Annotated in this window: 14 protein-coding genes; 8 read left to right on the top strand and 6 right to left on the bottom strand. The window is 61.8% G+C overall.

Annotated elements, in window-relative coordinates; translation table 11 throughout:
- The first annotated feature begins 48 nt into the window (after positions 1 to 48).
- The 3 genes from A4R29_RS08845 (at position 49) to A4R29_RS08835 (ending at position 3,602) form a co-directional block, all read left to right on the top strand.
- A complete protein-coding gene (locus A4R29_RS08845) occupies positions 49 to 2,202 on the top strand; it encodes a transglycosylase domain-containing protein (protein WP_063171734.1) in 2,154 nt (717 codons plus the stop codon).
- 253 nt (positions 2,203 to 2,455) lie between these two features.
- On the top strand, positions 2,456 to 3,040 hold the full coding sequence (locus A4R29_RS08840) for a DUF1214 domain-containing protein (protein ID WP_063171733.1): 585 nt from the start codon (positions 2,456 to 2,458) through the stop codon (positions 3,038 to 3,040).
- Positions 3,033 to 3,602 (top strand): DUF1254 domain-containing protein, encoded by a 570-nt coding sequence (locus A4R29_RS08835; RefSeq protein WP_013532652.1) that lies wholly within the window; start codon positions 3,033 to 3,035, stop codon positions 3,600 to 3,602. The genes A4R29_RS08840 and A4R29_RS08835 overlap by 8 nt, the downstream gene beginning before the upstream one ends.
- 136 nt (positions 3,603 to 3,738) lie before the next feature.
- Here A4R29_RS08835 and A4R29_RS08830 read toward each other — a convergent pair whose 3' ends face one another.
- Positions 3,739 to 3,927 carry a hypothetical protein gene (locus A4R29_RS08830; protein ID WP_013532653.1) on the bottom strand — a complete coding sequence of 63 codons (189 nt, stop codon included), beginning with the start codon at positions 3,925 to 3,927 and terminating at the stop codon, positions 3,739 to 3,741.
- Between the two features lie 188 nt (positions 3,928 to 4,115).
- On the opposite strand from A4R29_RS08830, the gene A4R29_RS08825 reads away from it, so the two are divergent.
- Entirely contained in the window at positions 4,116 to 5,150 is a 1,035-nt protein-coding gene (locus A4R29_RS08825; RefSeq protein ID WP_063171732.1) for a hypothetical protein, read from the top strand.
- Here A4R29_RS08825 and A4R29_RS08820 read toward each other — a convergent pair.
- From A4R29_RS08820 to A4R29_RS08810, 3 genes are all read right to left on the bottom strand, one after another.
- Positions 5,128 to 5,475, bottom strand: coding sequence for a DUF1491 family protein (locus A4R29_RS08820; RefSeq protein ID WP_013532655.1), 348 nt, complete (start codon positions 5,473 to 5,475; stop codon positions 5,128 to 5,130). The two genes, A4R29_RS08825 and A4R29_RS08820, sit on opposite strands and share 23 nt — an antisense overlap.
- Before the next feature lie 69 nt (positions 5,476 to 5,544).
- The gene (locus tag A4R29_RS08815) at positions 5,545 to 6,342 is read right to left on the bottom strand and encodes a peptidoglycan-binding domain-containing protein (RefSeq protein ID WP_013532656.1); all 798 of its coding nucleotides are present in this window, start codon (positions 6,340 to 6,342) and stop codon (positions 5,545 to 5,547) included.
- Positions 6,317 to 8,050, bottom strand: coding sequence for a sensor histidine kinase (locus A4R29_RS08810; protein WP_063171731.1), 1,734 nt, complete (start codon positions 8,048 to 8,050; stop codon positions 6,317 to 6,319). The genes A4R29_RS08815 and A4R29_RS08810 overlap by 26 nt, the downstream gene beginning before the upstream one ends.
- A 535-nt stretch (positions 8,051 to 8,585) precedes the next feature.
- Between A4R29_RS08810 and A4R29_RS08805 the strand changes: the two genes are divergently transcribed.
- Both A4R29_RS08805 and A4R29_RS08800 read left to right on the top strand, forming a co-directional pair.
- On the top strand, positions 8,586 to 8,939 hold the full coding sequence (locus A4R29_RS08805; RefSeq protein ID WP_013532658.1) for a DUF5330 domain-containing protein: 354 nt from the start codon (positions 8,586 to 8,588) through the stop codon (positions 8,937 to 8,939).
- A 100-nt stretch (positions 8,940 to 9,039) separates the two neighbouring features.
- Complete coding sequence (locus A4R29_RS08800) at positions 9,040 to 9,468, top strand: SufE family protein (RefSeq protein WP_013532659.1); 429 nt, start codon at positions 9,040 to 9,042, stop codon at positions 9,466 to 9,468.
- Between the two features lie 92 nt (positions 9,469 to 9,560).
- Here A4R29_RS08800 and A4R29_RS08795 read toward each other — a convergent pair whose 3' ends face one another.
- Positions 9,561 to 9,986 (bottom strand): Ros/MucR family transcriptional regulator, encoded by a 426-nt coding sequence (locus tag A4R29_RS08795; RefSeq protein WP_013532660.1) that lies wholly within the window; start codon positions 9,984 to 9,986, stop codon positions 9,561 to 9,563.
- Between the two features lie 444 nt (positions 9,987 to 10,430).
- Complete coding sequence (locus A4R29_RS08790; protein WP_013532661.1) at positions 10,431 to 10,799, bottom strand: SH3 domain-containing protein; 369 nt, start codon at positions 10,797 to 10,799, stop codon at positions 10,431 to 10,433.
- Between the two features lie 197 nt (positions 10,800 to 10,996).
- Between A4R29_RS08790 and A4R29_RS08785 the strand changes: the two genes are divergently transcribed.
- On the top strand, positions 10,997 to 13,120 hold the full coding sequence (locus A4R29_RS08785) for a S9 family peptidase (protein WP_063171730.1): 2,124 nt from the start codon (positions 10,997 to 10,999) through the stop codon (positions 13,118 to 13,120).
- Positions 13,117 to 13,743, top strand: a complete 627-nt coding sequence (locus A4R29_RS08780; protein ID WP_063171729.1) for a LysE family translocator — start codon at positions 13,117 to 13,119, stop codon at positions 13,741 to 13,743. Before A4R29_RS08785 ends, A4R29_RS08780 begins: the two co-directional genes overlap by 4 nt.
- Positions 13,744 to 13,758 lie beyond the last annotated feature (15 nt).

Genomic DNA, 13,758 nt, shown 5'->3' with positions numbered 1-13,758 from the left:
TTGCCGGTTTGCGGTACTCAGGTCGTGCAATTGCTAGCCGGATTCCGAATGGCCAGTCCCGAACCGCGCAAGAGAAGAGGTCCGATCGCCGCCCGGCTGCTGGCGCTCGACGCGTGGATCGATTCGTCGCTCTACGAGATCGGCTTCAAGGCGCGCCAGTTCTGGGAATCGGCGACGATCTTCTCGCGGCGCTTCCGCGTCAACGGCTGGCGCCGTGGCATCATCGAAGTGTTGAGCGAAGGTTTTACGCTCGGCGCCGGCGGCATCGTGGTGATGCTGGCGCTGGCCATTCCGGCTTTCCAGGATACGGCCGGCGACTGGCGCGCCCAGGGCGACTTCGCCGTCACCTTCCTCGACCGCTATGGCAACGAGATCGGCCAGCGCGGCATCATCCAGCGCGATTCCGTGCCGGTCGACGAGATGCCCGATCACGTCATCAAGGCGGTGCTTGCTACCGAGGATCGCCGCTTCTTCGATCACTACGGCATCGATGTGCTCGGCCTTTCCCGCGCCATCTTCGAGAATGTGCGGGCCAATTCCGTCGTTCAGGGCGGCTCGAGCATAACCCAGCAGCTGGCCAAGAACCTGTTCCTCACCAATGAGCGCACGCTGGAGCGCAAGATCAAGGAAGCCTTCCTGTCGCTGTGGCTCGAGGCCAATCTGTCGAAGAAGGAAATCCTGCAGCTCTATCTCGACCGCGCCTATATGGGGGGCGGCACGTTCGGCATCGAGGCGGCCGCCGATTTCTATTTCGGCAAGAGCGTCAAGGATCTGAACCTCGCCGAGGCGGCGATGCTGGCCGGGCTGTTCAAGGCGCCGACCAAATATGCTCCGCACATCAACCTGCCGGCAGCGCGCGCACGCGCCAATGTGGTGCTGTCCAACCTTGTCGATTCCGGCTTCATGACCGAGGGCCAGGTTCTGCAGGCAAGGCTGCATCCGGCCGATGTCGTCGACCGCGGCGAGCAGAAAAGTCCAGACTATTACCTCGACTGGGCATTCGACGAGGTCAAGAAGATCGCCAAACCGGGCCAGCACTCGCTTGTTGCCCACACCACCTTCGACGCGAACATCCAGAAGGCAGCGGAAGAATCGGTGGAGTTCCACCTGCGCCAGTTCGGCAAGGAGTACAACGTCACCGAAGGTGCCGTCGTCGTCATCGAGACCAACGGCGCCGTGCGCGCCATCGTCGGCGGCCGCGATTATGGCGCCAGCCAGTTCAACCGCGCCACCAAGGCGCTGCGCCAGACCGGCTCGTCATTCAAACCCTATGTCTATGCAACGGCGATGGAACACGGCTTCACGCCCAACTCCATCATCTCCGGCGGCCCGATCAGCTGGGGGTCCTGGTCGCCGCACAATTACAGCGGCGGATCGGCGGGCAATGTAACTCTGATCATGGCTATGGCCAAATCGATCAACACCGTGCCGGTTCGGCTGGCCAAGGATCACCTTGGCATCGGCCCGATCAAGGCCATGGCCGAGGCGATGGGCGTGGAATCGCCGCTCGAAGCGCACAAGACGATGGTGCTGGGCACCTCGGGCATGACGGTGATGGACCAGGCGACGGGCTACAGCGTGTTCGCCGACAACGGTTTCGTCGGCTTCCGGCACGGCATCAGCCAACTCGTCACCCGCACCGGCGAGGTGGTTTATGATTTCGCCAAGGATGCGCCGCCGCCACACCGGGTGTTGTCGGAGCAGGCGCTGAAATCGATGAACACCATGCTGGCGGCAGTACCGGTGATGGGCACGGCGCGGCGGGCCCAACTTCCCAACATCGTCGTCGCCGGCAAGACGGGCACGACGCAATCCTACCGCGACGCCTGGTTCGTCGGCTTCACCGGCAACTACACGGCGGCAGTATGGATGGGCAATGACGATTTCACGCCGACCAAGAACATGACCGGCGGCTCGCTGCCTGCGATGGTATGGCAGCGCCTGATGGTCTATGCGCACCAGAACATCGACCTCAAGCCGATCCCGGGCATCGACAAGCCCTTCATCGACGAGGAGATCGCTGCCAAGGCCGAGGAAGCACAGAAGAAGAGCGACGCGCAGGCGGTGGCCGATGCAGCCGCCGAACGGCCGCCGGTGCTGTCCAGCCGCACGACGCAGACGCTGCGGGACATGACCAGCCTTTTCCAGTCGGCGCCCGTCCTCAATACGCCTCAACCGCCGGAGACGCTGTCGGCGCTGTGATGGCGCGCCTCTTCCTTCTCCACCTGTGGGAGAAGGTGGATCGGCGCGCAGCGCCGAGACGGTTGAGGGGTGCTGGCCGGATCACCGTCCTTGCGAAGCTGGAACACCCCTCATCCGACCGAGCTTCGCTCGGCCACCGTCTCCCGCAGGGGGAGAAGGAAGAGGCGGCTGCAATTCTACATCGGCCCGCTTGCCACAAGGCCCTGCGCCGCGATATCCCCGAGCGGCAACTCTTCGGTGTCCCCGGCCCTTCATGCTCAAAACTGCCTTCCTGACGTTGCTTTCGCTTGCCATAGCCATCATCGGCGGTGGCGGCAGCGTCTGGTATGCGCTGAAAGTCCAGGATGGCGTCGGCGCCATCCGGATCGGTCAATGGACAGCCTTTCCCGATATCGGCACGCCGTCCGCCGATCCTTATTCCAAGGCTCGCGTGGCGCGCGAGGGCGTGCTTGCACTCGGCCGTGCCGAGGGGCTGTCCTTCGTCGCCGAGCGAGACACGGGCGGCGCCGAGCTCAAGCGCGAATGCACCTACACCATCGAGGGCGGATTTCCGACGGCGCGGTTCTGGACGCTCTACGCCGCCGACCAGTCGCTCAGCGTGGTCGAGACCGGCAAATCCCGGCTGGCGGCGCTGCAATCCTACGGGGTGGTGCGCCAGCCCGACAATTCGGTGATCATTTCCGCCGGCCATCACCCGATGCCCGGCAATTGGCTGCTGACAGACGGCTTCGGCAGGATGTATTTCGTGCTGACCTTCTACGACACGCCAATCGCCAGCAGCACGGGCCTGTCGGACGTCTCGCTGCCGCGGATCGTCAAGGTCGGCTGCAATGCGTAGTTTTTATGCGGCGATGCGCAGACTTCTGCATGCCGTCCTGCTCGGCCTGCTCGGTGCCGGCATCGTGCACATCGCCGTGCTGCTGCTGGTGCCTGAGTTTTCCGAGCGCGACGCCTGGTCGCGGCTGTCCATGGCTTCGGATCTCTACAAGATGACGCGGCTCGATGCCGAGGCCGGTGGGGCGCCCGTGGTGAAATCCGTCGACCCGCTGTTTTATGCAACGGCGTGCCGGTTCGACCTGGGCGAAGGTTTGGTCCGCGTCAAGGCACCTGGACATGTCCCGTTCTGGTCGGTGTCGGTCTATGATCGCAGCGGCCACAACATCTATTCCTTCAACGACCACACAGCGACCGGCGGCGTTCTGGATGCCGTGGTGCTGACGCCGGCGCAGATGATCGACGTGCGCAAGGACCTTCCAGAGGATCTTCAGGGGGCGATCTTCGTCGAAGCGCCGATCGAGGAAGGCATCTTCGTCATCCGTGCCTTCGTGCCCGACAGCAGCTGGAAGCCGATCGTGTCGCGCTTCTTCGAACAGAGCTCCTGCGAGTTGCAGGACTTCTAGAGCGTGTCGCGTCTGAACGGATTCAGACGACCCGCTTCAGGTCTTTTTTATGCATGTCGTTCTCCCAAAACCGGGGTCACTTTCGGGCGACATGCACTAGACATGATCCCGGACCAAGGTCCGTGGCCGCCGAAACTCAGTGGTGCGGGACCGGCTTCGTCCCTGGCGACCCCGTCTTGTCGGGATCGACCGGCCGCACTTCGCCGGCATGCGACCGCTCATAGCGGATGCCGGGAAAGATGATCACCGCCGCCGGCATTTCGGCGGTTTGCTTTGCTCTGGTGTTTGGTGCCGTACGCGGCACGAAAGACAGTACCATGCCCATGGTTCGCGCATTCCTCTCGGTTTCCCCGGAGCACAACGCAACGCCTCCAAATGTCATTAAGGCCGGCAGAGGGTTAACGGAACGCTAACGGATCGTCGCTAACTTGATCTTTGTTCTTGGCGTTCGCGAAACCGACATAGTCCCGGTGGAGCGCGGCCAAGCTTGTGTCGAGTACGGGCGTATCCTTCGTGTCATCTTCGGACTTCAGGCAAATCGCGGTACGAAAAGACTCGGGAAAGGCCGAAAGGCTGTTCCGCGCCGCGGTGTCGGCGTTCTGCTCGCTCACCCGCCCTTCACGCCGCGAGATCGGCCAGCTCGAAGACCTGACGCTGCCGCTGTTCAATGACGTGTCCGTCGAATCCCGCCGTTACGTGGCAGCCGCCCTTTCCGAATGCGAATACGCGCCCGCTGCCCTGGTGCGCCGTCTTTGCGAGGAACCGGTCGACATTGCCGCGCCGCTGCTCATCCGCTCACGCGCCGTCAGCGACATCGATCTCATCGCCCTGATCGGGCGGCATGGCCTGCCGCATGCGCGTGCCATCGCGCGCCGCAAGGGCTTGAACCCGACCATTGCTGACCTGATCAGGGCCCTCGAGAGGCCAACCCTGGTGCGCGCGCCGGACCCGGATGCGAACGCCGCTGGGGCAGACAAGATCGCGCCAGCGAGCGCGGATACCGCCTCCGGCGAGCCAGCCCGGGAACAGACACTCGGCATCGCGGCCGAGAATGCACGGCGCAGGCTGCGCTCGATGATGCGCACCGGCGACGAGAAGACAGCGACCGCCGAGCCTTTCAAGGGCGCCGACACCTATATGAAATTGCGCGAGACAGCGCTGACGGGAAACGCCGCGTTCTTCCAGACCGCGCTCGCCGATGCACTCGACATCGATTTCGAGATCGCGCGATCGCTCACCGCCAAACAGAATTATGCCTCGCTGCTTGTCGCCTTGCGCTCGCTCGACCTCAGCGAAGACAGGGCCTTCCTGGTCACGGTTGCCGTCTATCCCAGCCAGTTCCCGCACCCGCAGGCTATCCGGACTTTCCTCGACCGCTACCGGCTGCTGCATCGCGAGGCGGCCCAGGACAAGATGCGGTCGTGGAGAGCGGAAATCCTTTCAAGGGTGGTTCGCGGCGCAGCACCTGCCAACAGCGATACACGCACCGCTTCGAACAGCGACGATGCGGCGGCTTCGTCCAGCCTCAGGGCGTCTTCACGGAAATAAGCTCCTCGACGGGCACGGCACCGGCCTCGATTTCGACCACCCAGATGTCGGGATCGAATTTTTTCTCCCGTTCCAGCCTGGCTTCGAGCACCGCGGGATCGTCACCAGCTCCGAGCAGAGTGAAAAACCGGTCGTCGGGCTTGGCCGAATCATAGCTTGTCTGCGGCGCCGGCCCGAACAGGGCAACCTCACCCAGCCTGCCCCGCGCCAGCACGAACACAGCGCCGGCCTCGGTCGCGCCACGCTTGACCACGGCGGCAAATCCACCGGCGCCGAAAATCCGGCGCAACAGGGCCGAAACCCACAGATCCGATGTGACGCGCATGAGAGAGCTCCCGAAACTGCCGGTTCTCTATCGATATTTCCGCCGCTCGGCGAGCCGTCGTTTCGGCCGTCAGTTGGTCAGGCCGATCTCGCGCATCTTGACATAGACGATCTCATCGGGCTCGCCGGTCTGCGGCAGCCCGAACAGCGACTGGAATTCCTTGATCGCCGCCTTTGTGCGCGCGCCGACGACACCATCCAGCTGCATGTCGTCATTGCCGAACGCCTTGAGCCCGGCCTGGATCTTGACGATGCGGGCATCGGGCGCTTGCGTCGCGGCATCCGCCTGCCCGGAATTTGTCTGTCCCGAACCTGTCTGCAAAGACACCGGAACGGCGGCCGGCATATCCGGGCGCGGCTGCGGTCTGGGCACGACGGAAGCTGTCTTCGGCGTCGCGCCCAGTTGATCGAGCAGAAGCGCGTCGATCTCGCCGGACGTGTTGAGCCCGACCTTCTGCTGATAGTCCTGGATGGCCTTGCGGGTGTTGGGTCCGGAAATGCCGTCGACCGTCCCGGAATAGAAATCGAGATCCTTCAATATGCCTTGCACCTGCTCGACAACCGGATCGCCCTTGATCGGTGCCGGCGCGCCGGATGGCCGCACGATGTTGAATGTCGTCTCCGGTTCGTCGGGCGTCGCGTGCGGAAAGCCCGCAATGCTGCGGGTCGCAAAAAATGCGCCGGCATGCGGGAAGGGTTGATACCACAAGGCATTGGCCGAGACGTAGAACAGCGTCACCAGGAATGCCGTCGAGCCGCCCACCAGGACGGGATTGCGCGAGATCATGCCGCCGACGGCGACAGCGCCGTCCTGAAAGGCATTGCTGCGGCGCTTGACCGCCTTAGCCGGTTTTGCGGAGCGAGCCATCTCTGTCCCCTTTCGCCATCGCCACAGGCATGGTCAGCACGCCGGCTTTCTCCGCCTGATGTCCCTTCGGTCCGTTCACCGGCAGGCTGATGGTCACCGTGGTGCCCTCGCCTGGCATGCTTTCGATGGACATCGTGCCCTCGTGCAGCGCCACCAGGCCCTTGACCAGTGAAAGGCCAAGACCAGTCCCCTCGAAACGGCGCGTATAGTCGTTCTGGATCTGCATGAAGGGCTTGCCGAGATTGGCGAAATCCTCCTCGGCGATGCCGATGCCGGTGTCCCTGACCCAGAAATGCAGGCGCGAACCGATCCGCTTGGCGCCGACGACGACGTCGCCGCCGTCGGGAGTGAACTTGATCGCGTTGGAGACCAGGTTGATGAGCATCTGCTGCACGGCGCGCTGATCGGCATTGATGTCGCCGGCGTCCGGCGCGATCTGCGCCTGCAGATCGATGTTCTTGGCCTGCGCCTGCAGTTGCATCATCGACTGGCACATGCCGACCGCTTCCGCGAACCGGAAAGGCTCGGGTTCGGTCGCATAGACGCCCGATTCAATCCTGGACACGTCGAGTATCGAGGTTACGACGGCGAGCAGATGCTGGCCCGAATCCCGTACCAGGCCGACATATTCTTTCTGGCGCGGATCCTTGAAGGCGCCGAACATCTCATGCAGCAGCATATCCGAGAAGCCGATAATGGCATTTAACGGCGTGCGCAGTTCGTGGCTGACCACCGCCAGGAAGCGTCCCTTCGCCACCTCGGCGGACGCGGCCGCCTCATTGGCAGCCGCCAGGTCCTCGCGCAACCGGGCGATCTCGTCATTCTGCCTCAGGACGAACGTAAAGACATCACCCTGTTCCTCACCACGCACGAGATCAAGCGAGAACGGCCGGTAATTGTCGGCCGTCAGGCCATTGCCATTCTGAGGCAGCCGGATGCGCAATTCGAGCCGGCGCGACAGTGCGCCGTCGCGCATGTCGGCCATTGCGCTGAGATAGGAAACGCGATCCGACAGATGGACGCGATCGAAGAGGCCGTTTCCGGACAGCAGTTCGGGCGGCAGTTTCAAAAGCGTGCGCGCTTTTGGCGACGCGTCCAGGACCTCGCCATGACGGGCGACGCGCAAGACCACCGCATCGATGATGTCTTCGAGCCGGTCGGCAGTGTCGAGCACATCAGCCGCATCGGCCGTGTTTTGAAATGCCGATGCGCGCGGGATCAGTGTGAGCGTCCAGGCCAACGGCACCAACCAGTGCCACGCCGCGATCTGCGCTCCTGCGAACGGGAATACGGTTCCAGCCAAAGGCTGAGCCAAGATGGCGACAGCGGCCGACACGGCTCCCCACAGTGCCGCGCGCCGCGAAGCGCCGATCCACCAGGCTTCAAAAGGCAGCGCCACGACAAGCATGGCGACAGGCGAACTCAGCCCGCCCGCGGCGGCAATGAGACTGCCGAGAGAAATGCCGGCCAGCACCAGGGCGACCCAACTCGCTATCGCCATCTTGCCGGTCGCCGCCACCAGCAAGGCGACGAACCAGCACAGGCCAAAGGCGGCGAAAATGGCGGCCATGGTGACGGCGACGCCCATGCCTGAAGTAACCAGCGTGACCGCGGCACCGGCGACAAAGAAAGGAGCGGCGAGCATGACGCCGATAAAGCGGCGCTGGCGCTCGCGGTCGCTCCGCCCAAGGATGGACGGATGGACCATACGTTCGCAACCGGCCGAAATCGCGCCAGGCAATTCAACGTATCTGGCCTTGATTGAACTCAACTCAACGCACTCGCACTTGTCGTGGACAGCTCTGCTTTGCAGATGGTTCTGGTTGGCTTTGAAACTCGCATCCAGCGTTTAAGGAATGGATAAGGCAGGGCCGACCAGGGCCCGGCCTGCGGCAAATATCGGGATGCCGGCGGCCGAAAGCACGGACAAATGCAGCCATAGTAAACGGAGAGTTATCCGCCGACGGCACCCATCGGCCGGGCGCACTCGGCACCTGGATTTCCCTATTTCAAGAAAAACGCAGGAAAATCATGGGGATATATGGTTATTTGTTGTTAAGGAAAATTGCTCGGATTTGAGACAAATCGATTGCAGAACGGTTCGTTTCGAATTTGCCTAAAATTTGAGGAAAATTCTCTCTTTGCCCGCAAGCCGTCCTTTGCGCCTGTGTGCCAAAATCCTGCCTACAAAAGAGGTCATGCCATATGGATGCATGATCCGGTCACGACGAGAGGGCAAGGGCATGGTCTTCCTCATAAGAATGGCTTTCTGGTTTTCGCTGGTGCTGCTGGCGCTGCCATTGAGTGTCGGCCCCGATGAAGCGGGGCATGAAAGCGTCGGACCGATCCAGGCCTTGTTTGCGGCACGCGAAGCGGTTGGCGATATCGCCGGCATTTGCGAACGCAAACCCGATGTCTGCGAGACCGGCAAGTCGGCGATGCACACCATTACCGCCCGCGCCAAGGAGACCGCCAAGATCGCGGCAGCGATGATGGACGACAAGTCCGCCGCCGGCCCCGACACGTCGACGATGACCGGCAGCGTGCCCGAAGGAATCGTCTTGCCCGAGACCGTCAACCTGCCGCCTCAGAATTAAGCCGTTTCGACGGCGCACCGCGGGCTGTCTGCCCTCTCGACGCCCGCGGTGTCCTTGTTTTTTCCGTGACGCGGAGCCGCCGCGTGACTATATCCCAGACATGACCACGACGATCCAGACGATCCGCGACGACTTCTCGTTCCTCGAGGAATGGGAAGACCGCTATCGTTATGTCATCGAACTCGGCGAGGCGCTGCCGCCGTTTCCGGACGAGCAGCGCAGCCCCGCCAACAAGGTGCCGGGATGCGTCAGCCAAGTCTGGCTGACCACTGAACGCGGAGCTGGAGCCGATCCTGTCATCACCTTCTCCGGCGATTCGGACGCTCATATCGTGCGTGGGCTGGTCGCGATCATGCTGGCGCTGTTTTCCGGCAGGACCGCCAGCGAAATCCAGAAGACCGATGCGGAAGCGACATTGAAAGAACTCGGCCTCGACGAACATCTGTCGCCGCAGCGCGCCAACGGCCTTCGCTCAATGGTCAAGCGCATCAAGCGCGACGCCGAGGCAGCGCTCAAGCAGACCGCCTGACGCTTCCCGACCCGATCCGCGCGTCGCGGCTCGCAAAAATCAAACGGCGCCCGAAGGCGCCGTTGATGTCGATCCGATCTGGCTGGCAGCAATTACCGCGCTTTGCGCTTGCGACCGAGACCCATCTTCTTGGCGAGTTGGGACCGGGCAGCTGCATAGTTGGGTGCAACCATCGGATAGGTCGGGTCGAGGTTCCACTTTTCGCGATACTGGTCCGGCGTCAGGTCATAGTGGGTCATCAGGTGGCGCTTCAGCGACTTGAACTTCTTGCCGTCTTCAAGGCAGACGATGTAGTCGTCATGAACCGACCGCTTCGGGTTGACCGCCGGCTTCTGCTTGTCGGCAGGCGGCTGTTCGGCGGTTCCGCCCACACGCCCGAGCGCGGCATGGACATCGGATATCAGGTTCGGCAATTCGCCGACCGGCACGGGATTGTTGCTGACATAGGCGGCCACCACATCGGCGGTCAATTCGATCAGCGCATCGCTGTTTCTGGAAGGTGTTTCGACAATATCCATGGTCTTCGGTCCCCAACAAGAGTTACATCGATCTGCGCCCTTTTTTACAAGCAGGGCATCGCACGAATTTTGTGCAGGTAGAGTTTCTACGATTCGTGTCGCGGGCACATCAATGAGCGTGCAGACCAAGTAAGTCAATTCGCCCCTCGCGCTATATTGAACGATATTGATCAAATGTTCCGCGATCAGCTTCAATCTTTCGTGCATTGTGTAATTTATCGATATTTCGCGTTCCCGTCGGCGGCAGCTGACGTAACGTCAGATCGCCGTTACATTCGTGGCAACTCACGAAACGGGTTTTAATGTTTGATCTTGCTTGGCTATCGCTCGAGAAATATTGGTTGTTCGCATTTGTCCACAAAACCACAGGTTGCCGTGGTCATACACAAGCAATCAGGCGACATGCCAGTCATCCGACCGATCGGCTGATTGCTGCCGCCTCAATCAATGCGGGATGATGTATTTGCCATAGGCCCAGCCGGTGACGAAATTGCCGTTCTGGACCGGATCATGCCAGACTTCGCACCAGCGATAGCGGATCTTTTGTGCCTGCTTCCATGCCGGCTGGTTGGCGATGTCGAGCAGGTTTATTCCGCCGGTGCATCGCCCGGTCATCTGCAGAACGGTGCCGTTCGGATATCCCGCCTGCTTTTGGGATGTGCCCGAAGGGTATTTGCGTACATTGAGCGTGTCGCCGAACGGGACATTGGCCACTTGCCAAGCCGCGAATACGGTCGCATGAGACTGGCCGGCAAAGCCCAGAGTTAGCGAAGCAACGGCGAAAGCCGCAGCAGTCCGAGACCAAATAGTCATCATCTCTCCTCCCGGCTCATCTCCTGGAGCCGACACAACCCATACGCTCCGGCTCTTGAACCTGCCCTGATCGGCGTGTTCATTTGCCATTCAAGATATTTCTCCATTCGAGATGGCCCTTCAAGATACTGGCCCATTGAAGATACTGGCCCATTGAAGATACTGGCCCATTGAAGATACTGGCAAAGCGAGACGCAATGACCAAGACATCCATATTTCCGATCGTCAGCCCGCCAACGCCCGAGAAGCGGCCGGTTTCCGACACGCATCACGGCATCACGCGAACCGACGACTATGCCTGGCTGCGAGCCGACAACTGGCAGGAGATGTTCCGCGACCCGTCATTGCTCGATGCGGGGATCCGCGCAGAACTCGAGGCGGAGAATGCCTACCATTCGAAGCTGATGGCCGACACGGTCGAACTGCAAAAGCAGCTTTTCAAGGAGATGAAGGGCCGTATCAAGGAAGACGATTCTTCCGTGCCGATGAAGGATGGGCCCTATGCCTACGGCTCGTCCTTTAAACTTGGTGGCGAGCAGCCGCGCTATTTCCGCATGTCGCGCGACGGCGGCGCCGAGCATATCCTGCTCGATGGCGACGCGGAGGCCGCGGGCAAGGCCTATTTCCGTCTTGGCGGTGTCGACCATTCGGCCGACCACGCCAAGCTGCTATGGGCATTCGACGACAAGGGCTCCGAATTCTACACGCTTCGCGTGCGCGACCTTGCCGATGGCAAGGAGCTTGCCGACCAGATCCCCGACACCGGCGGTTCAGGCGTCTGGAACGCAGGCAATGACGGCTTCTTCTACACGCGTCTCGATCCCAACCATCGCCCGTCCAAGGTACTGTTCCATGCGCTGGGCGACAGCCCGGACAGCGACCGGCTGATCTATGAGGAAACCGATCCCGGCTTCTTCATGAATGTCGACGGCACCCGCAACAACGAATGGATCATGATCGGCATCAACGATCACGAGACTTCGGAATACCGCCTGATGCGCGCCGACGATCCGTCTGCCGAACCGAAACTGGTGTCGCCGCGCGAGGTTGGCCTTCAATACGAGCTGGAAGAAGGCGGCGATATCTTCTTCATCCTGACCAATGCCGACGGCGCCAAGGACTTCAAGATCATGACGGCGCCGGCGAGCGATCCCGTGCGCGCCAACTGGCAGGAACTGGTGCCGCACGAGCCCGGCCGGCTGATCCTGTCGGTGATCGGCTTCAGGGACCACATGGTCCGGCTCGAACGCAAGGAAGGCCTGCCGCGCATTGTGGTGCGCGACCGTATCAGCGGCGAGGAGCATCTTCTGTCCCTCGACGAGGAGGCCTTCTCGCTCGGCCTGTCGGGTTCCTATGAGTACGACACCGAGATCATGCGCTTTTCCTACTCGTCGATGACGACGCCCGCGCAGGTGTTCGACTATAACATGCGCACCCGCGAGCGGGTGCTGCTGAAGACCCAGGAAGTGCCGTCCGGCCATGATGCGGACCATTATGTCACGCGGCGGCTGATGGCGCCGGCCAGCGATGGCGAACTGGTGCCGATCTCGCTTTTGCATCATCGCGACACGCCGCTGGACGGATCCGCACCTTGCCTGCTTTACGGCTACGGCTCCTATGGCATCACCGTGCCGGCCGCCTTCAACACCAACTGGTTCTCGCTGGTCGACCGCGGCTTTGTCTTCGCCATTGCTCACGTTCGCGGCGGCAAGGACAAGGGCTATGGCTGGTACGATGACGGCAAGCGGGAGAACAAGATGAACACGTTCACCGATTTCATCGCCGTCGCGCGCCATCTGGTCACGGAGCGTTACACGGCGCATGACCGTATCGTCGCGCAAGGCGGTTCGGCCGGCGGCATGCTGATGGGTGCCGTCGCCAACATGGCGCCGGATTGTTTTGGCGGCATCGTCGCCGAGGTTCCCTTCGTCGATGTGCTCACCACCATGCTCGATGCGACCCTGCCACTGACGCCGCCGGAATGGCCCGAATGGGGCAACCCGATCGCGTCCGCCGACGACTATCGGACGATCGCTGCCTATTCGCCCTACGACAATGTCTCTGATCACGACTATCCGCCGATCCTGGCGCTGGCCGGTCTCACCGATCCGCGCGTCACCTATTGGGAACCGGCCAAATGGGTGGCCCGGCTGCGCGACCGCAAGAGCGGAGACAATCCGGTTCTGTTCAAGATCAACATGGATTCCGGTCATGCAGGCGCTTCCGGCCGGTTTTCGCGGCTGGAAGAGATCGCCTACACCTATTCCTTCGCGCTGAAAGTGATGGGCAAGGCGCAGCTTACGGGAGCAACCAACCAATGATCGACCTGACCACCCTGATCGCCTACATCGCGGTCGTGCTCGGCTTCGTCTTCATTCCAGGCCCCGCCACCCTGCTGACGATCGCCCGGGCAACGAGTTCCGGAACTAAGGTCGGGATCGCGACGGGCGCCGGAATCGCTGCCGGCGACGTCTTTCATACCGTCATGGCCATGATCGGCATCTCGGCGATCATCGCCGCGTCGGCGACGCTGTTCAGCGTCATCAAGTACATCGGCGCGGCCTACCTGGTTTATCTCGGCATTCGCGCGATCATCGAGAAAACACCGGCCAACCCGGCGGCCGGTGCACTCGCGATCTCCGCCGGCACGGCGTTTCGACAGGCTGTCCTGACCGAAGTGCTCAACCCCAAGACCGCGCTGTTCTTCCTCGCTTTTCTGCCTCAGTTCGTGCGGCCTGAAAACGGATCGGTGATGCTTCAGATGGCCGCGTTGGGTGTCATCTTCGTCATACTGGGCCTTTTCAGCACGGTCGTCTTTGCCGTGAGCGCTGGCCGGCTCGGCACGTTCCTGCGCCGAAATCCGTCGGTGTTACGATTGCAGGGCAAAGTTGTCGGCGGCATCTACTGCGCTTTGGGCGTCCGTCTGGCGCTGCAGCAACGCTGACTCTGGACGATGATC

The organism is Mesorhizobium ciceri biovar biserrulae (genome assembly GCF_001618845.1).
Classification (GTDB): domain Bacteria; phylum Pseudomonadota; class Alphaproteobacteria; order Rhizobiales; family Rhizobiaceae; genus Mesorhizobium; species Mesorhizobium ciceri.
Note: the sequence above shows the minus strand (reverse complement) of the source record. Positions and strands in the feature narration are given on the sequence as shown.